This is a genomic window from Rahnella rivi (genome assembly GCF_019049655.1).
Lineage (GTDB): Bacteria > Pseudomonadota > Gammaproteobacteria > Enterobacterales > Enterobacteriaceae > Rahnella > Rahnella rivi.
Window position 1 is genome coordinate 166,109 of record NZ_JAFMOX010000061.1, and the last position, 18,758, is coordinate 184,866.

Annotated in this window: 15 protein-coding genes; 1 reads left to right on the top strand and 14 read right to left on the bottom strand. The window is 58.4% G+C overall.

The features are described from left to right. Positions 1 to 812 precede the first annotated feature (812 nt). The 10 genes from J1779_RS14865 to J1779_RS14910 all read right to left on the bottom strand — a co-directional run bounded on the left by J1779_RS14865 (position 813) and on the right by J1779_RS14910 (position 13,112). Positions 813 to 3,950 carry an efflux RND transporter permease subunit gene (locus J1779_RS14865; RefSeq protein WP_217204113.1) on the bottom strand — a complete coding sequence of 1,046 codons (3,138 nt, stop codon included), beginning with the start codon at positions 3,948 to 3,950 and terminating at the stop codon, positions 813 to 815. Further along, positions 3,947 to 5,188 (bottom strand): efflux RND transporter periplasmic adaptor subunit, encoded by a 1,242-nt coding sequence (locus tag J1779_RS14870; RefSeq protein ID WP_217204114.1) that lies wholly within the window; start codon positions 5,186 to 5,188, stop codon positions 3,947 to 3,949. Before J1779_RS14870 ends, J1779_RS14865 begins: the two co-directional genes overlap by 4 nt. Further along, a complete protein-coding gene (locus J1779_RS14875) occupies positions 5,185 to 6,441 on the bottom strand; it encodes a TolC family protein (protein WP_217204115.1) in 1,257 nt (418 codons plus the stop codon). The genes J1779_RS14870 and J1779_RS14875 overlap by 4 nt, the downstream gene beginning before the upstream one ends. A 14-nt stretch (positions 6,442 to 6,455) precedes the next feature. After that, the gene (locus J1779_RS14880) at positions 6,456 to 6,791 is read right to left on the bottom strand and encodes a copper-binding protein (RefSeq protein WP_217204116.1); all 336 of its coding nucleotides are present in this window, start codon (positions 6,789 to 6,791) and stop codon (positions 6,456 to 6,458) included. A gap of 101 nt (positions 6,792 to 6,892) precedes the next feature. Next, positions 6,893 to 7,312, bottom strand: coding sequence for a hypothetical protein (locus tag J1779_RS14885; RefSeq protein WP_056780421.1), 420 nt, complete (start codon positions 7,310 to 7,312; stop codon positions 6,893 to 6,895). Positions 7,313 to 7,485: 173 nt separating this feature from the next. After that, positions 7,486 to 8,493: a magnesium/cobalt transporter CorA gene (gene corA / locus J1779_RS14890; RefSeq protein WP_056780417.1), complete on the bottom strand. Its 1,008-nt coding sequence runs from the start codon at positions 8,491 to 8,493 to the stop codon at positions 7,486 to 7,488. A 7-nt stretch (positions 8,494 to 8,500) separates the two neighbouring features. Further along, the gene (locus J1779_RS14895) at positions 8,501 to 10,099 is read right to left on the bottom strand and encodes an efflux transporter outer membrane subunit (RefSeq protein ID WP_420804210.1); all 1,599 of its coding nucleotides are present in this window, start codon (positions 10,097 to 10,099) and stop codon (positions 8,501 to 8,503) included. 1 nt (position 10,100) lies between these two features. Continuing rightward, on the bottom strand, positions 10,101 to 11,669 hold the full coding sequence (locus tag J1779_RS14900; protein ID WP_183846849.1) for a DHA2 family efflux MFS transporter permease subunit: 1,569 nt from the start codon (positions 11,667 to 11,669) through the stop codon (positions 10,101 to 10,103). Beyond that, positions 11,666 to 12,847, bottom strand: coding sequence for an HlyD family secretion protein (locus J1779_RS14905; protein ID WP_238485171.1), 1,182 nt, complete (start codon positions 12,845 to 12,847; stop codon positions 11,666 to 11,668). The genes J1779_RS14900 and J1779_RS14905 overlap by 4 nt, the downstream gene beginning before the upstream one ends. A 91-nt stretch (positions 12,848 to 12,938) precedes the next feature. Continuing rightward, positions 12,939 to 13,112, bottom strand: a complete 174-nt coding sequence (locus J1779_RS14910) for a hypothetical protein (protein ID WP_156362042.1) — start codon at positions 13,110 to 13,112, stop codon at positions 12,939 to 12,941. On the opposite strand from J1779_RS14910, the gene J1779_RS14915 reads away from it, so the two are divergent. Continuing rightward, on the top strand, positions 13,111 to 14,022 hold the full coding sequence (locus tag J1779_RS14915; protein WP_056780403.1) for a cation diffusion facilitator family transporter: 912 nt from the start codon (positions 13,111 to 13,113) through the stop codon (positions 14,020 to 14,022). The two genes, J1779_RS14910 and J1779_RS14915, sit on opposite strands and share 2 nt — an antisense overlap. Positions 14,023 to 14,105: 83 nt before the next feature. Here J1779_RS14915 and J1779_RS14920 read toward each other — a convergent pair whose 3' ends face one another. From J1779_RS14920 to J1779_RS14935, 4 genes are all read right to left on the bottom strand, one after another. Then, positions 14,106 to 14,252 (bottom strand): DUF2474 domain-containing protein, encoded by a 147-nt coding sequence (locus J1779_RS14920; RefSeq protein WP_217204176.1) that lies wholly within the window; start codon positions 14,250 to 14,252, stop codon positions 14,106 to 14,108. A 38-nt stretch (positions 14,253 to 14,290) separates the two neighbouring features. Then, a complete protein-coding gene (gene cydB, locus J1779_RS14925; RefSeq protein WP_217204118.1) occupies positions 14,291 to 15,298 on the bottom strand; it encodes a cytochrome d ubiquinol oxidase subunit II in 1,008 nt (335 codons plus the stop codon). 1 nt (position 15,299) lies between these two features. After that, positions 15,300 to 16,724 (bottom strand): cytochrome ubiquinol oxidase subunit I, encoded by a 1,425-nt coding sequence (locus J1779_RS14930; RefSeq protein ID WP_122095431.1) that lies wholly within the window; start codon positions 16,722 to 16,724, stop codon positions 15,300 to 15,302. A gap of 935 nt (positions 16,725 to 17,659) precedes the next feature. Then, positions 17,660 to 18,751: an iron-containing alcohol dehydrogenase family protein gene (locus tag J1779_RS14935; protein WP_217204119.1), complete on the bottom strand. Its 1,092-nt coding sequence runs from the start codon at positions 18,749 to 18,751 to the stop codon at positions 17,660 to 17,662. Between the last annotated feature and the right edge of the window lie 7 nt (positions 18,752 to 18,758).

Below are 18,758 nucleotides of genomic sequence, written 5' to 3' on the forward strand. Positions count from 1 at the left end.
GCGCCGGCCCACACCGGGTTAAGGGGCGTAAACGCGCCCCTTAACAATCCCGCGTTTTTTCATTGCGCGTTGCCGCTTGTGGGCTATGTTTCAGCGGCTCCGGCTATTGCCGTAAAATCAGGCCGCTGCGCGCTGCATCAAGGTCAAGGTCGTGGGCGCCGGCCCACACCGGGTTAAGGGGCGTAAACGCGCCCCTTAACAATCCGGCGTTTTTTTAACTGCGCGCTGTCGCTCGCTGGCTATGTTTCAGAAACTCCCGCTATTGCCGCAAAATCCCGCCGCTGCGCGGTGCCCTCCGCTCGGGTTACAACCCGCGCAAAAACACGCGCGGTTTTCCACCACTCTCTCCAGCGTGATTTTTGAGCGCGGCCAATGGCTATGTAATACAAATGATTATTGAGACTTAATTTTTGATTTATAAAGTAAAAAATGTGAGGTTTCGCTTTAAAAAGCCTCTGGCCGCGCTCAAAACGACGTCGAATGAACGGTGAGAAACCGCGAGGGTGTTTTTCCGAGCGGGTCCGAACCTGAAATGAGAGGACCGCGAAGCGGCGGCGTTTGCGGCAATAGCGGTAGCCGCTGGAATATAGCCCGCGAGCGGTAGCGCGCAGTAAAAAGACGTGGGAGATCCAAGAGGGGCCCGTCCTGGCCCCTTTTGGGCGGTTTCGGCGACAGCCGCTGAGCGATCACCGCACGTGAGAAACCGAAACTTTCACCAGGCCCCAAAAGGTCGGGTTCAACCCTTGGAATAGCCTGAGCGGCTGAGCGATCACCACACGTGAGAAACCGAAACTCTCTCGATCTAATGAGTCTCAATTCAGCGATTTAATCGCCCCCTTCCTGTGAAGTAACAAATACACCGCCGGGATCACCAGCATCGAAAGCAGTGGCGCGCTGACCATACCGCCGATCATCGGGGCGGCGATGCGTTGCATCACTTCCGAGCCGGTGCCGCCGCCCCACATGATCGGCAGTAAACCCGCCATAATGGTGGCGACGGTCATGGCCTTTGGCCGAACGCGCAGCACCGCGCCGTGGTGAATCGCGTCGCACAGCTGGGCTTCAGTCATCTCCTCGCCGGTTTTCTGCTGGCGCTGCACCGCCTGATTCAGATACAGCACCATGATCACCCCGAACTCCGCCGCCACGCCGGCCAGCGCGATAAAACCGACGGCAGCGGCGACCGACAGATTGTAGCTGAGCAGGTACAACAGCCAGATGCCGCCGGTCAGGGCGAAGGGCAGCGTCGCCATGATCAAAAGCGCATCCCGCACGCTGCTAAACGTGACGTACAACAACACGAAGATGATCAGCAGCGTCACCGGCAGCACGATTTTCAGTTTTGCCGTGGCGCGCTCCAGATATTCAAATTGCCCCGACCAGCTCACCGTGACGCCTTCCGGTAATGTCACCTGCTGATTCACCGCCTGCTGCATCTCTTCGACGGCAGATTTCAAATCGCGGCCACGCAAATCCACATAAATCCAGTCCGACAGACGCGCATTCTCGCTTTTCAGCATCGGCGGGCCGTCAGTGACCGTGACTGATGCCAGCGCCGACAGCGGCACCTGCGCACCGGAGGCGGTCAGTACCGGCAAATCGCGCAGCGCCTGCACGTTATCGCGTAACTCGCGCGGATAGCGCAGGCTGACGGGATACCGCTCGCGGCCTTCCAGGGTTTCACCGATGTTTTCACCGCCCACCAGTGTTGAAACCAGCGACTGCAATTCCGTCACCGTGACACCGTAACGTGCTGCCTCCCGGCGGTTGATGGCAATATCGACATAGCGGCCACCTTCCAGACGCTCAGCCAGCGCGGAGGTGACGCCCGGCACGGTTTTGACAATGTGCTCAATCTGCTGCGCAACCGCTTCGATCTGCGCAATATTATTGCCGTTCACTTTGATGCCCACCGGGCTTTTGATGCCGGTAGCCAGCATATCCAGCCGGTTACGGATCGGCGGCACCCAGACGTTGGCGATGCCGGGCAGTTTCACCGCGTTATCCAGCTCGGTGATGATTTTGTCCGGCGTCATGCCAGGCCGCCACTGGTCACGGGGTTTAAAGCGGATGGTGGTTTCAATCATGGTCAGCGGTGCAGGGTCGGTGGCGCTGTCTGCCCGTCCGGCTTTGCCAAATACGCTGGCGACTTCCGGCACGGTTTTGATCAGGCGATCGGTTTGCTGCAACAGCCGCGCCGCTTCGCGGGCGGAAATCCCCGGAAGCGTGGAGGGCATGTACAGCAAATCCCCTTCATCCAGCGCGGGCATAAATTCGCTGCCCAGCTTTGCCAGCGGATACAGCGACACCAGCAGAAACAGCCCGCTGAACAACAGCGTGGTTTTCGGGCGTTTCAGCACAGCGGAAAGCACCGGCTGATAGGCGGCGATCAGCCAGCGGTTGACCGGGCTGGCGTTTTCATCCGGGATTTTCCCGCGAATAAAATACCCCATCAGCACCGGCACCAGCGTGATGCCAAGCCCCGCGGAAACCGCCATCGCATAGGTTTTGGTGAATGCCAGCGGGGAGAACATACGGCCTTCCTGCGCCTCCAGTGAAAACACCGGAATAAACGACAGGGTGATGATCAGCAAACTGCAAAACAGCGCCGGGCCGACTTCGGTTGCCGCGCGTTCGGACACCTTCCAGTAATCTGCGGAGGTCGGCTGCTGCCCCGGATGATCGTGCCGCCATTGTTCCAGCACTTTGTGCATATTCTCGATCATCACAATCGCCGCATCGACCATCGCCCCGATGGCAATGGCGATCCCGCCGAGCGACATAATATTGGCGCTGACCCCCTGATAGTGCATGACGATAAACGCGCCGAGAATGCCGAGCGGCAGGGTGATGATCGCCACCATCGCCGAGCGGAAGTGAAACAGAAATAGCGCGCAGACTACCGCCACTACTGCAAATTCTTCGAGCAGTTTATGTGACAACGTCACGATAGCCCGCTCAATCAGCGGCTGGCGGTCATACACCGGCACGATCTCCACGCCTGCCGGAAGGGTGCGGGCCAGCGCATTCAGACGCACTTTCACCGCTTTCAGCGTTTCCAGCGCATTCTTGCCCGAGCGCATCACAATCACGCCGCCGGCCACTTCGCCTTCACCGTTCAGCTCCGCCACGCCGCGCCGCAGTTCGGGGCCGGTGCGCACGGTGGCGACGTCAGAAATCAACACCGGAATGCCGTTGCTGGCCGTCACCACCACGTTGTTGAAATCCTCCAGGCTTTTCAGATAGCCGGAGGTGCGCACCATGTATTCGGCTTCGCCCATTTCCAGCAGTGAGCCGCTGCTTTCCTGATTGGCACTTTGTAATGCTGTCACCAGTTGCTGATGCGTCACGCCACGGGCGCGCATCCGCTGCGGATCGGCCACCACCTGATACTGGCGCACCATGCCGCCAATACTGGCGACCTCGGCGACATCCGGCACGGTTTTCAGATCATAACGCAGCGTCCAGTCCTGCAGGGCGCGCAGCTGTTCGAGGCTGTGTTTGCCGGTTTTATCCACCAGCGCGTATTCGTAAATCCAGCCGACGCCGGTGGCATCCGGCCCCAGCGAAGCTTTTGCCCCCGGCGGCAGCGTGGACTGCACCTGACTGAGGTATTCCAGCACCCGTGAACGCGCCCAGTAGGGATCGGTGCCGTCGTCAAACAGCACGTACACGTAAGCATCGCCGAACATCGAAAAGCCGCGCACGGTTTTCGCGCCCGGCACGGAGAGCAGCGTCGTGGTAAGCGGATAGGTCACCTGATCTTCAATAATTTGCGGCGCTTTGCCGGGGTAACTGACGCGCACAATCACCTGCACGTCCGAGAGATCCGGCAGGGCGTCGAGCGGTGCTTTCTGCAATGACCAGATACCCCAGGCGGCCATGATCAGCGCGGCCAGCAACACCAGCAGCCGGTTTTTTAGCGACCAGCGGATCACGGTGGCAATCATAAATCACCTCCGTGCTGATGCGCTTTTGCCGGCGCGGCTGCCGCGGGCAGTGCGCTGCGCAGGCTGGCTTCGGAATCAATGAGGAATTGCCCGGAGGTCACCACAGACTGACCTTCTTCCAGGCCGGAAAGCACCTGCGTCCAGCCATCACGCGTCGCGCCGGTCGTCACTGCCTGCGCCGTGAAATGCCCATTGCCGTCGTCGAGCAAAACCGTATTGCGGCTGCCGGTCTGGATCAGCGCTTCCTGCGGGATCGCCAGAACCGGAGCCTGTGACACGGCGTCCAGCGCCATCGTCAGGTACATACCAGGGCGCAGTTTATGTTGCGAATTGTCCATCACCACGCGGGCTTTCAGCGTGCGGCTGACGGCGTCTACGTCCGGCAGGAGTTCGCTGATGGTGCCGTGGAACAGCTCGCCGGGCTGGCTGTCGGCGCTGGCGGTGACCTTGCTCCCTGTCTGGATCTGACTGGCGGCGGAGGGAGGATAATCGATCACAATCCATACCTGTTGCAGGCTGGTCAGTTCGAACAGCGGCTGCGTGGCGCTGACCTGCGCGCCTTCGCGTACCGCAAGCTGGCTGAGATAGCCGTCCACCGGCGCAATCACGTCGATACGGGTTTGCGGCTGACCGGTTTTCTCGACGCGGCGCAGTACGTCCTCGGGCATGAAGTGTAAGGCCAGACGCTGACGGGCGGCGGCGCTCAGGCTGCGGTCACCCAACTGGCGTACGGCCAGATATTCCTGCTGCGCGGCGGTCCAGTCAGGGATCCACAACGTCGCCAGTTTCTGGCCTTTTTTCACCTGCTGCTGGCTGGCGGCAACGTAGAGTTTTTCCACCAGACCGGCGGCGCGGGCAGAGACGGTACGCAGGCTGCGCTCATCGGCGGCGACCGTGCCGTAAAGGTTAAGTGGGGCCGAGAGGACCCGTCGCTGCACTGTCTCGCTGCGCATCCCCAGATTTTGCTGCTGGCGGGCGCTGACCGTCACGCCACCTTCGTCTTCCACGTCACCGGCGTAACGCGGCAACAGATCCATATCCATAAAGGGGGATTTTCCGGGTTTGTCAAAACGCTGATCCGGCGTCATCGGATCGTACCAGTACAGCACCTTGCGTGCGGCGGGCGCGTCAGAAACCTGCGTTTGTGCGGGGACGCTGTGGCGTCCGGCAAGGTAACCGGCGGCCAGAGCGGCCAGAATGGCGACGGCCAGCAGGCTGTAAGTTTTCGCGGATGTCATTGAAGATCCTCCTGTGGCGCGAGATAGCGCAGGGCGACCCAGAAACGGGCGGCTTCCAGTTCGGCGTTACGCCCGGCCAGCTGGCTGTCGAGCAGGCTGAGGCGCGCGCCGAGTACATCATTCAGGCTGCTTTTCCCGGCGCGATACTGCGCCTGGATCACGCCAATACGCTGCTGTTGCAGCGGAATGACATCCTTCACCTGCCGTTGCCACAGCGTGACGGCGGCCTGATATTGCGTCACCAGCGTGTTCAGCTGCGCCTGATGATCCCGCGTCAGCTGTGCCAGCCGGTCGTTGCTTTCCATGGCCATCGACTGGTCGGCGGCATGATCTTTGTCCTGTCGCGAGGCGGTAAACAGCGGTAAATCGACGGTGAACATGATGCCTGCCATGTCGTCATAATCGTCGGCACGGTGGGCGTAATACACTTCGACACCCACGTCGGGCAGCGCGGCAATCGCCGATTCGGAGGATTTCGACTGCGCGACTTCCGCCTCGCGCCGCGCCTGCAGAATTTCCGGGTGCAGGCTGACGCTGTCTGCCTGCTGCGCGCTGGCGGGCAACGCACTCACCGCTGGCACCTCACCGTGGATGTCAGGGTGATCGATGCCGGTCAGCTGACTCAGACGGGTGCGCGCCAGCTCAACGTCACGTCTCGCCTGGGTGAGTGTGTCCTGCATGGCAATCAGGGTCAGACGGGCGTCGAGCACCGAGGCAGGCTGGGCACTGCCGCTGCTGACGCCGCCGCGCTGTACATCAATCTGCCGCTCACTTTCTGCCACCAGCGAACCGGCCTGGCCGACGTTCTGCTCGCCTATCGCCAGCGCCATCCAGGCCAGCGAGGTGTCACGTTGCAGCCGTGCGCGGATACTTTGTGTGCCCGCCGCCACCTGCCGCGACTCGGCGCGCAGGGTGTCGGCCTTACGCTCGCGTTTCGTGCTGCTGACGTAATCCTGCATGATGCCGATGCGCTGCATGGTCATGCCTTCACGGGTAAAGCGGCGAGTGTTATTGCCTCCGACCGGCAGGTTCTCAATGCCGAATTTCAGCTTCGGATCCGGCAACTGCATGGCGGCGTCTGCGCGGTTATCCAGCGCGTTGATCTGGTGGCGGCTGGCGGAAAGCTCAGCGGAATATTCCTGCGCGGCAACCAGCGCCTGCGGCAGGGAAACGGGTGTGGCAAAGGCGCAGACCGGCATAAAAGCCAGCAGCCAGTGCCACGTCACCCGAAGGCGACGCGGTAAAGTCAGCATGTGCAATTCCCCTGTCAGCGTGTCAGCGGCGTGAGTGTCTGCAACTGATACGCAGACTCAGTTTTGACGAAGCTGAAGGCAACCGGTGTTCCGGCGGGCAGGGCGTTGGCGGTGATTTGCGGCGGCAGACGGAAGTTCATGGTCATGGCGGGCCATTTCAGTGCAGGAATGGCGTGATGGGAAATCCCCACGCGGTCGGCCTGCCACTGAGTGATGATGCCTTCGGATTGATAAACCGTGGCGTCTTGTTGCATCGCCTTATGATCGTGACCGGCGGGCATGACATTCGCGAAGGAATAAACGGAAATAAAGAAAAGACTAACAGAGAATAAATTAAATAAAGCGCGCATGGGAAATACTCCAATACTGTCATAAAGGAAAGTTGCCATTAATCTGGCAGGGTAATTTCATTTAATTTCGGATGCGGAAAAACATCCGTGACAGCAGGGCGCTATTCTCTGTATCGGCAAAACCGGACTTCGGCGGGAGGAGCGATAACCGGCGGGGCAGTCCAGTCCGCCGTGGTGACGGCGGCGCTGGCATCGACGGTGATCAGGGCTAACGTCTGGGCGACCGGCACGGCCAGCAGCGGCACGGTGCCGTTATCAGACGAGGTTCTTTCCGGGACGCAATGCTTCTCGCACAACACCGACTGACTCTGCATATGCGCTTGTGTATCAGGCATTTGCATGAACTGGTTGTGTTGCATTTGGGTGTTTTCCACCGGCGGACGCAGGTCACACGGGTGGCTGGCGAGCGCCAGCTGAGCGTTCAGTACCAGCCAGCATAACGCGAACAGCAACGCACTGACCCGCTTGCCTGGCAAGCGTAGTGAATGCATAAACTGTGAAATCGCGAAGCGAACTGACATAGAAATACTATTTCCGGCGGGAAAGATGCGAATGAGTATATAAGTATTCTTCGCAGGCAGGGAAGCGAAAATAGATTAAAGCGGAAGTTAATGCGTGAGAAAGGGATAATAAGGCGAATAACACCGGAAAGTGTTATTCGCATGTAACTGTTATGCATTAATCAGGTAATAGATTATAACCAGCCGGACTTTTTCAACTTCCAGTATAACCATACGCAACCGACAAACGTCACGCCGAGCGTCACCGGATAACCCCACCAGTCGTCCAGTTCCGGCATGTTTTTGAAGTTCATGCCGTACAGACTGAACACCACCGTCGGGATCGCCAGAATCGCCCCCCAGCCCGCCAGACGTTGCACCACCTCATTCTGATGCACTGACACCAGCGCCAGATTCACATGCATGGCGTTGGAGAGCATTTCGCGCATGTCATCGGTGGTTTTGATCACCTGATTGGCGTGATCCTGCACGTCGCGGATATACGCGCGCAGGCCCTTCGGCACCAGCTCTTCGTAATGGTGGCTGAGCTGATTACAGATATCTTCCATCGGCACGGCGGCGTTGCGCAGCGACAGCAAATCGCGGCGCAGTTTATACACCTGCTGCACCGCCTGCTGATTGAAAGTGTTCTGGAACATCAGCTTTTCGATGGCATCGAACTGTTCGGTGTACTGATGCAGGATTTCCAGATAGTTATCGACCACGGAATCGAGCACGCAGTACAGCGCATACGCCGGGCCTTTACTGAGCATGTCCGGGCGTTCTTCCGCGTGTTTACGGATTTCTTTATAACTCGATGACGCGCCATGACGGACGGTGATCAGGAAGTTCTTGCCCAGAAACAGGTGCGTTTCGCCGTACTCAATGCTCTCTTTCACCTTCTGCGCGGTGTGCACAACAATAAACAGCGACTCGCCGTACTGTTCTATTTTTGGCCGCTGATGGGCGGTCAGCGCATCTTCAATGGCCAGATCATGCAGGCCAAATTCTTCCTGAATGCTGCGCATGTAGCTGTCTTCCGGCTGCCACAGCCCGAGCCAGACAAATGTATCCGGCTCTTTGAGCACTTCGCTGATGTCTTCGACCGTGACATCCTGCAAACGCTGTCCGTCGCGGTAAGCCACGCTGTTGATCACTGAATCGCAGCTGGGTTTTTTATCTTCTGTTGCAATGTCGTTCATGCTGCGGTTATTCCCCGGCGGTCGTTTTTACTTTTACGTCCGGCGTAGCTGCCGGGCCAAATACCGTGTAGGTCGGTAACTCCACATTCTGATACGGTTCCCAGCCGCCGCCCAGCGCTTTATACAATGAAACCAGATCGGTGCTGGTTTTCACTCTGGCTTCGGCGGATTGCTGGTGCGCCTGTGCCAGCTGGCGCTGGGCATCCAGTACGTTGATAAAGGTGGACAGCCCCTGACGATAGCTGTCGCTCGCCAGATCAAACGCGGTCTGCAAGGCTTCGGTCGTCTGATCCAGCCCGCTGACCTGATCCTGATCGGTGCGGTAGTTCACCAGCGCGTTATCCACATCCTGAAGCGCTGTCAGCACCGTCTGGCGATAATTGAGCGCCGCATTGGCCTGTTGCGCGCGGGAAAGGTGCACGCTCGACACCAGCCGCCCGCCCTGGAAAATGGGCACGGTGACCGACGGGCCGATGGAGTAAAAGTGGCTGCTCCAGTTGTCGAGATAGCTGGCATCGGTGTTGCGCATCCCGAACTGGCCGGTGAGCGAGATGCTCGGGAACAGTTGCGCGACGGACACGCCGATATTGGCGGTGGCGGCATGGAGATCGGCTTCGGCTTTGCGCACGTCAGGACGTCGACGGGCAAGCTGCGACGGCACGCCCACCGGTACGGCGGCGGGCAGGGCAGGCATCGGTTTGACGGCGGCCAGTTCGTTATCCAGCGAGCCCGGCGTCTGACCGAGTAACACCGCCAGGCCGTTCATCGCCTGACGTTCCTGTGCCTGATACTGCGGCAACTGGGCGCGCAGGGAACCTAACTGCGCACGGGCATTTTCCACATCCAGCTGCGGTGACAGCCCGTTTTGCTGCCGGTTCTGCGTCAGGCTCAGCGTCTGCAGAGCGACGTCGATTTGCGTCTGAATCGATGCCGTGATGCTTTGGGCACCGCGCAGTTGCAGATAAGCACGCGCGACTTCGGCTTCCAGCGACACTAACGCATCGTTGCGCTGTTCGACGGAAGACTGGGTCTGGGCGTTGGCGGCTTCCACCTGACGGCGCGTGCCGCCAAACAAATCCAGCTCCCAGCTGGCATCGAAGCTGCCCTGATACAAATCCACCGGCCGCGTGGCGGTGTCGATGGCCCCGGAGGCCTGCGGGCTGAGATCGTTTAACTGATCAGACGCACCGCTCGATTCCAGGATCCCTTTCAGGCCGAGCTGCTGACGGGTCACTTTCGCGTTGCCCTGTACGGACGGCAGCCAGGCGCCCTGGGCCTGTTTCACCTGTTCGCGTGCACCGGCAATGCGCAGCACTGCCTGCTGCAACGAGATATTACCGGCGATGGCACGGGTAACCAGGCTGTCGAGCTGGGGATCGTTAAAGGCTTTCCACCATAACGGGTTCGGCTCCGAAGGCAGGGCAATCGATGCCCCGTCTTTGTCTTTCGGCTGGGTCATATCGTTGAATGCCCCCGGCGTGGCCGTCTGAGGTTTCTGATAGTCAGGGCCGACGGAGCAGGCGGCTAATACCAGCGTTAAGGTCGAGAGTGTCAGAAAACGGACACCGGAATGCTGATGACCCGGCGTAGAGCTTATCTTTTTCAACTTAATGTGCTCCGGCATTACCTTCGCTCTTCACAGGCGAAAGCAGGAAACAAAATGGAATCAAAATAACGGCGACGATGGCGCAATAGCCGAACACATCGATGTAAGCCAGAATGCGCGATTGCGACACCATCTCCTGATACATCCGCGCGGTGGCAAGCTGCATCGGGTCGCCCAGAACGTGGGCGAAATCACGGATGGCGGCGGCGCTTTTGGTCACGGCCTGATTAAACTGTTCGTTGAGCGGCGACATGTTGTGCACCATATGCGCGCTGTGCGCCTGCGTTCGCTCGGTCACCCCGGCGGTCGCAAGAGAGATCCCGATCGACCCGGCCACGTTACGGAACATGGTAAACAGCGCGGCGGCATCGGCGTTCATGCGTTGCGGAATGGTAATAAACGCGATAGTGGTGAGCGGCACAAACAGGAAACCGAGGCCGATCGACTGCGCACTGCGGAACATCACCAGCGTTTCGAAATCAACGTTTGGCGTCAGCCTTGCCGAATAGAGGAAGGACGCGGCCAGCAGGAAGAAGCCGAAAGCGATAATGTAACGCGTCTGGATAATCGGCATCAGCTTGAGCACCAGCGGGATCGACAGCACGATCAGTATCGCACCGGGCGACATCACCAGCCCGGAGAGCGTGGCGGTGTAACCCAGTTGCTGCTGCGCCAGCTGCGGGATAACCACCGAGCTGCCGTACAGAATCATCGCCATACCGGCCATCAGCAGGCCAGCCACCGCGAAGTTTCTGTCCTTCAGGCAGCGTAAATCCACCACCGGTTTTTTCGCGTACAGCAGCCAGTAAATCGCCCCGACAATGCCGGTTGCCGCCAGCACTGCGAAGGTGACGATAAAGCCGGATTTAAACCAGTCATCGTCTTCACCGCGGTCCATCATCACCTGCAAACAGCCCAGCCCCAGGGCGATAAGCCCGATACCGATGTAATCAATACTCAGCTTGCCTTTGGCTTTACGCTCCCACGGCGGATCTTCCAGCAGCTGATAAATCGCCAGCAGGGCAATGATCCCGACAGGGATGTTGATCAAAAACACCCAGCGCCAGCTGAAATGGTCCGTGATGTAACCGCCAAGCGTCGGGCCGATGACCGGTGCCACGATGATGGCAATGGACGACAGGCCAAAGGCTTTGCCGCGATCGGCGGGTTTGAAGTAATCGAGCAGCACTGACTGCTGAATCGGCTGTAAACCCCCGCCGAAAAAGCCCTGCAGGATGCGGAACAGAATCATCTGCCACAGTTCGGTGGCGATACCGCACAGGAAAGAACAGACGGTGAACATGCCGATACAGATCAGGAAGTAGGTTTTACGTCCCATCACGCGGCTGAGAAAGGCGGAAATCGGCAGCACAATGCCGTTGGCGACCAGATACGAGGTCAGCACCCAGGTGGATTCGTCGTAGCTGGAAGAGAGCGAGCCGGCGACGTGCGGCAGCGCCACGTTGACGATCGTGGTGTCCAGAATTTCCATGAACACCGCGATGGTGACAACGGCAGCAACCGCCCAGGGATTGGCCTTGGGTTTCCAGTAACTGCGGTCTTCGTTCATTCTACGGTCACCGTCGGCTCAACCGACAGGCCGAGCGGCAGAGGTTGTTTCGGATCCAGACCGCTGTCGATCACGATCTTGACCGGAACGCGTTGCACAATTTTCACGTAGTTACCGGTGGCGTTTTCTGCCGGGAAAGCGGAGAAGCGCGAACCGGTGCCTTGCTGAACACTGTCCACATGGCCCTGCAATTTGATATCAGGATAAGCATCCACGGTGATCTCAACTTTGTTACCGGGACGCATCCGCTCAAGCTGAGATTCTTTAAAGTTAGCGGCGATCCAGATGTCTTTCGACACCACGGAGAACAGCGAAGAACCGGCCTGCACCAGCGTGCCGATCTGCACGTTACGCTTGGTGACATAGCCGTCAAACGGCGCGCGAACCTGCGCATAAGACAGATTCAGCGTGGCGCTTTCCAGCTGGGCTTTCGCCTGTTCAACCTGCTGCTGACGGGCTTCTACGTTGGTTTCGGCCTGACGAATTTGCAGCTGTACCTGTGCCGCCACCTGAACCTGCGCTTTGGCATTTTCTAAATCAGCCGCGGCGGAGCGAACCTGCGCGCTGGAAGAGTCGATGTTTTGTTGCGTTGTGGCGCGCGGATCCACGCCACGCTGACGGCGGAAATCGGCGGTGGCATTCATCAGGCTGGCTTCGGCGCGGGTTTGCTGCGCTTTGGCCTGGGCAAGCTGCGCCGGATACTGCACTTTCGCCAGATCAAACTGCACCTGCGCCTGATGCAACTGAGCCACGGCCAGCCCGAGCTGCGCCTGTGCCTGATCGCGTTGCGCGGTGGCGTCACGCGGATCGATTTCGACCAGCAAATCGCCTTTCTTAACGAACTGGTTATCTTTCACTGACAGGCTGGTGACGTAACCGGCAATTTTCGGCGCAATGGTCACCGCATCGCCTTCGATAAAGGCGTCATCTGTGTTGACCTGATCTTTGGTCATCAGCCACCAGATCAGGGCGACCACCACCATCACAACGACCACAATACCCAGAATAATCAGAGGCTTCTTGCCGGGGCCTTTGCCTTTTTCGTCGGCGTCATCCTTGTCTTCTTTCTTATCTTCCGGGTCCGGACTGTGTCCTTCTCCCGATGTAATCTGGCTGGAATCAAGTTCTGTGTGTGCGTCATCCGACGCGGAAGGCTGTGGCTTGTTGTCGTTTGTCATAATGCTCTTCTGATTATCGGCGTTTGTGGCCGGAACAAAGAAATCTTGTTTTAACCTAGATTGTATTGATGTAAAAGCAAGTAAATATAAGTCAATAAACCTTAGTGAGGGCACGAAGATCCACACCATAGGGAAGCTCCGAAAACGGCAAAAAGATGTATAATGCTGGGCTGGTATTTGTATTTTTCAAATAAAGTTGATTATCTGCTTCAGGATATCCCTGTGATAAACGCCCAAAATGATCTGTCTTCGTGGGGTCAGCCATGAGCCGTCCTGCACCTTCTTATAAAGGCCTGACGCGCATTGCGTCGCTGGTGTCGCTTTGCGTGGCGCTGGTGCTGGTCTGTGTGAAAGTCTGGGCATGGGCGGCCACCGGTTCGATTGCGCTGCTGACCTCGGCGGCTGACGGTCTGGTAGACGTGCTGGCTTCAATGGTGACGCTGATTGGTGTGCGCTACGCGCTGCGCCCGGCGGACAAAGGCCACCGCTATGGTCACGGCAAGGCCGAAGCGGTGGCGGCGTTTGTACAGGCACTGCTGCTGGGGGCGGCAGGGCTGGTGCTCGGCGGTGAATCCATCGGGCGCATTATCAATCCGCAACCCCTGGCGCAGCTCGGCCTGGGTATCTGGGTCATTATTGGCAGCTCGATCGCCGCCACCGGCCTGGTGCTGATGCAGACCTATGTGGTGAAACGTACCGGTTCAACGGCCATTGCCGCTGACCGCGCGCATTACGTCACTGACGTGGCGGTGAATATCGCGGTGCTGGTGGCCTTGATTCTCGAACGTCATCTCGGCTGGACCCGTTCCGACTCTATCGGCGCGCTGTTGATTTCCTTCTATATGATCTGGAACGCACGCGGCATGGCGGCGGATGCCCTCAAGCAACTGCTGGATCGTGAACTGGATATGATCGACCGCAAGCGGGTGAAAGCCGCCGTGCTGAGCGTCGAAGGCGTGCGCGGTGTGCATGATATCCGCACCCGTAATGGCGGGGACCGGGTGTTCGTTGAGTTTCATCTCGAAGTGGATGGCAATCTGACCGTCGATGTCGGTCATGAAATCGGTGATGCGGCGGAAATGGCGGTGAGTCTGCTGTTTAAATCCGCTGACGTGACTGCGCACCTTGAACCTGACGGCATTGATGATGACCGGCTCGACAACCTGCTGCTCTGATCGCTAATGAAAAACCTCCGCCAGCCATGACGGAGGTTTTTTTCTTTCTCACTGGCAGACATGTGCTGTTCTGCCTGCTTTTCCTAGTGTGTACGCATTCCTGCCGCGGCCATCAGCAGCTTAAACACTGACGCAACGGCAAACAGTGCCAGCACGCTGCCCAGCCAGATCATCGCCATCCAGCCGATGCGTTTCCAGAACGGCTGCCTGATGACGGTGTCATCGTCCATTTCTCTGATCAGTTTTTTCATCATTTACCTCGTCAGCCTCAATGGTAGCCCTGTTCCGGCGTCACTTTCCCGCGGAAAACGTAGTAGCTCCAGAAGGTGTAAACCAGAATCACAGGGATGATAAACAGCGCGCCCACCAGCATAAAGCCCTGGCTTTGCGGCGGGGACGACGCCTCCCAGATCGACACAGACGGCGGAATAATGTTCGGCCAGATACTGATGCCCAGACCGGTATAGCCGAGGAACACCAGCGCCAGCGTCAGCAGGAACGGCGCATGGTGCGCCCGACGTTGCACCGCCCGCAGCATCCATACCGACACCAGCACCACCAGCACCGGAACCGGCAGGAACCAGAACAGATTTGGCCGCGTGAACCAGCGGTCAGCGATATCGCCGTGGGTGAGCGGCGTCCAGATACTGATCACCGCCAGCACGGCCAGCAGGGTGAACAGCAGCGGCCTGACGCGGCTGTGCATGTTGTCCTGCAAGTGTCCTTCGGTTTTCATAATCAGCCAGGTGCAGCCGAGCAGGGCGTAAGCCACGACCAGACCCACGCCGCAAAACAGGTTGAACGGCGTCAGCCAGTCCAGCGCGCCACCCGCATACGCCCGGTTCACCACCGGAATGCCACTTATCACCGCGCCCAGCACCACGCCCTGACAGAACGTCGCCAGCACCGAACCGCCGATAAAGGATTTATCCCACACATGGCGTTTCTGTGCGCTGGCTTTGAAGCGAAACTCAAAAGCCACGCCGCGAAAAATCAGGCCAAACAGCATTAACGTCAGCGGGATCGCCAGTGCATCGAGGATCACCGAATACGCCAGCGGAAACGCACCGAACAGCCCTGCGCCGCCGAGCACCAGCCAGGTTTCGTTGCCGTCCCAGACCGGGGCGACGGTGTTCATCATCACATCGCGTTCATGCTCTTCTTTCACCAGCGGAAACAGCAGGCCGATCCCCAGATCAAAGCCGTCCATTACCACGTACATCATCACGCCAAAGACGATGATCAAAAACCAAATCAGCGGAAGATCGATACCCATGTCAGACTCCTTTGCCTTCGTCTTCGAGTGGTTCTTTGATGGCCGACAGCGGACGCGCCGGTGTGCGATGTTGCCCCGGACCGCCGTGTTCGCTGCTTTGTCCTTCGTGCGGCTGCGGCCCTTTGCGGATGAGCTTCATCATGTAGAGATAGCCCACGCCAAACACCGACGAATAAATCACCACAAACAGCAGCAGGCTGATGCTCATCTGCATCGCCCCGTGGCTGGAGACGGCATCTTTAGTGCGCAGCAGGCCATACACCACCCACGGCTGCCGCCCGATTTCCGTGGTAAACCACCCCGCCAGCAGGGCAATCAGCCCGGAAGGGCCCATCCATAAGGCAAAGCGCAGGAACGCTTTGTTCTCATACAGATTGCCGCGCCAGCGCAGCACCAGACTCCACAGACCTAGCACAATCATCAGCATCCCCAGACCGGCCATGATGCGGAAGGTGTAGAAAATGATGGTCGAATTCGGGCGATCCTCTTTCGGGAAAGATTTCAGTGCCGGAATTTGCTCGGACAGACTGTGCGTGAGGATCAGGCTGCCCAGATAGGGGATTTCGAGGGCGTAACGGGTTTCCTCGCGTTGCATGTCGGGGTAACCGAACAGGATAAGCGGCGTCGGCTCGCTGTTTTTGTTCTCCCAGTGGCCTTCAATGGCGGCGATTTTAGCCGGCTGATATTTCAGGGTATTCAGGCCGTGCGCATCACCGAGAAAGGCCTGAATGGGCGAGACGATCAGCGCCATCCACATTGCCATCGACAGCATGGTGCGCATCGCGGGCGTGTTGCGGCCTTTCAGCAGATGCCAGGCGGCAGACGCGCCCACAAAGAACGCCGAAGACAGGAACGCGGCGGTGGTCATATGCAGCAGGCGGTAAGGGAATGACGGATTGAAAATCACTTTAAACCAGTCGACCGGGATCACCTGGTTATTGACGATTTCATACCCTTGCGGCGTGTGCATCCAGCTGTTGGAGGCCAGGATCCAGAACGTGGACATCAGCGTGCCGAGCGCCACCATACAGGTCGCGAAAAAGTGCAGGCCGGGGCCGACTCTGTTCCAGCCGAACAGCATGACGCCAAGAAAACCGGCTTCGAGGAAGAAGGCGGTCAGGACTTCATAAGTGAGCAACGGGCCGGTAATGCTCCCGGCGAACGAGGAGAAAAAGCTCCAGTTTGTGCCGAACTGGTAAGCCATCACCAGCCCGGACACCACGCCCATTCCGAAGTTAACGGCAAAAATTTTCGACCAGAAATGGTAAAGGTCGCGGTATTCCTCTTTCTTTGTTTTCAGCCACATGCCCTCAAGCACCGCCAGAAAACTGGCAAGCCCGATGGTGATAGCCGGAAAAATAATGTGGAAGGAAACGGTGAAAGCGAACTGTATACGTGCCAGCTCCAGGGCATCCAGACCAAACATAGAACCTCTTTTTTTGCAGGTGATCCCTTTAACCAAGGATAGGTGGTAGAACTAAATTGGTTAAAATTTATTCAAATTGTGGCGTTTCATGGTTTCATGAGGGAAGGGATTGAAACACGGGGAGGGGGTGTATAACAGATACAGTTAGGTGATGGATGTGTATAACAGTTTGGCGGGCGAGGGCTTTGAGTTTAAGGTCAAGTTCAAGTTCAAGTTCAAGTTCAAGTTCAAGGTCGTGGGCGTCGGCCCACACCGACTTGGGGGGCGGCGGCTATTCCACGCGTTGTAACGCGACCATTTTAGGGGCCTGGTGAAAATTTCGGTTTCTCACGTGCGGTGATCGCTCAGCGGCTGTCGCCGAAACCGCCCAAAAGGGGCCAGGACGGGCCCCTCTTGGATCTCCCGCGTCTTTTCACTGCGCGCTGCCGCTCGCGGGCTATATTCCAGCGGCCACCGCTATTGCCGCAAACGCCGCCGCTGCGCGGTCCTCTCATTTCAGGTTCGGACCCGCTCGGAAAAACACCCTCGCGGTTTCTCACCGTTCATTCGACGTCGTTTTGAGCGCGGCCAGAGGCTATGTAAAACGAAGGTTTTTATCCTCCCACTGCGATGGGAAAGGAGGAAAGCAAAACCAAACACATTCCCTTTGTTTTTGAAATGCCAGTGGCCGCGCTCAAAAATCACGCCGAAGGGAGAGGTGGAAAACCGCGCGTCTGTTTGCGCGGGTTGTAACCCGACCGGAGGGCACTGCGGAGCGGCGGGATTTTGCGGCAATAACGGTGGCCCCTGAAACATAGCCAGCGAGCGGTAGCGCGCAGTGAAAGAGCCTGGGATTCTTAAGGGGGGCGGCGATAAGCCCCCCTTAAGGCCCGTTTGGGCGGCGAGCCCAAGGTTTTGACCTTGAAGTGTTAACAGAACCCCCTGAAACACCCTGATTAACTCCCCCCTGACAAGGATACCAACTCTATTCTCTCTATCGCCCCGCGAACCCCCCCAAATGTGATCTCCCCCGGCATGTTCCCCATATCCGGTGTACTCAGGCTTCTGTCAATAATCACGGCCAGATCTTCCTCTGTGATGCCCTCGGCGAGCTGAGAAAGTTGTGTCGGCACCGCACTGGCACGCGCGAGGGCGATGGCGGTCAGTAATTCTTCGTCGCTGCGGCCTTCGAGCGCCAGCAGGCACAGATTACCGTAACCGACCAGCAGGCCGTGGGCGACGTGGCGGGTTTTGGCGCAGGCGGTGAACCCTTCGTATAAGGCATGTGCTGCGCCGGTATGGGCGCCGTTACTCATCACCGAGGTCAGCCCGGCGTAAAGGAAAATTGCGTCGAGGACCTGCTCGAGGGCGTTGTTGGCTTTACCTTCCTGCACCGCGAAACAGGCATCGGCGGCGAAATGTTCGATCAGGGTATAACAGAGTTCACTGTTGGTTCGCGCAACGCCCGCCAGGCCGGTGAGCTGATTAAGATCGCTGATGGCGCGGTACTCATACCACTTTGCCAGCGTGTCGCCGATGCCTGCGGAAAGCCAGTGCAGCGGCGAGGTGGCGAGAAGATCGGCGTCAATCACCACCGCCGCCGGGCCGCAGGAGAGGGGGAACATATCGCGGAACTGACCGTCTTCGTGGTAGCGAAAGGTCAGTGAAGTGACGGCAGAACAGGTGCCCGCAATGCTTGGCAGTGTCACCACAGGAATGTTGCAGGCGACGCCTGCGGCTTTGGCGGTGTCGATGGCTTTGCCGCCGCCGGTGGCAATAATCACTTCGACGCCCTGCGTGCGGAAGATGTCGGCCAGGCGGTTGATTTCCTGCTGGCAACATTCGCCGCTGAACACTTCGCTGCCAAGATAGCTGACCATCTGCTGTTCGAGCTGATCGGCGACTTTTGCCTCGACGCTGGCAATGGCGCGTTTACCGCCCACCAGTATGGCGCGCTGGCCTAAACGTCCGCACATCGCGCCAAGATGTTTAATCGCCCCGCGCCCGCGCAGCACGCTGGCAGGAAATACCAAACGATGGGTGAACATAGTTGCC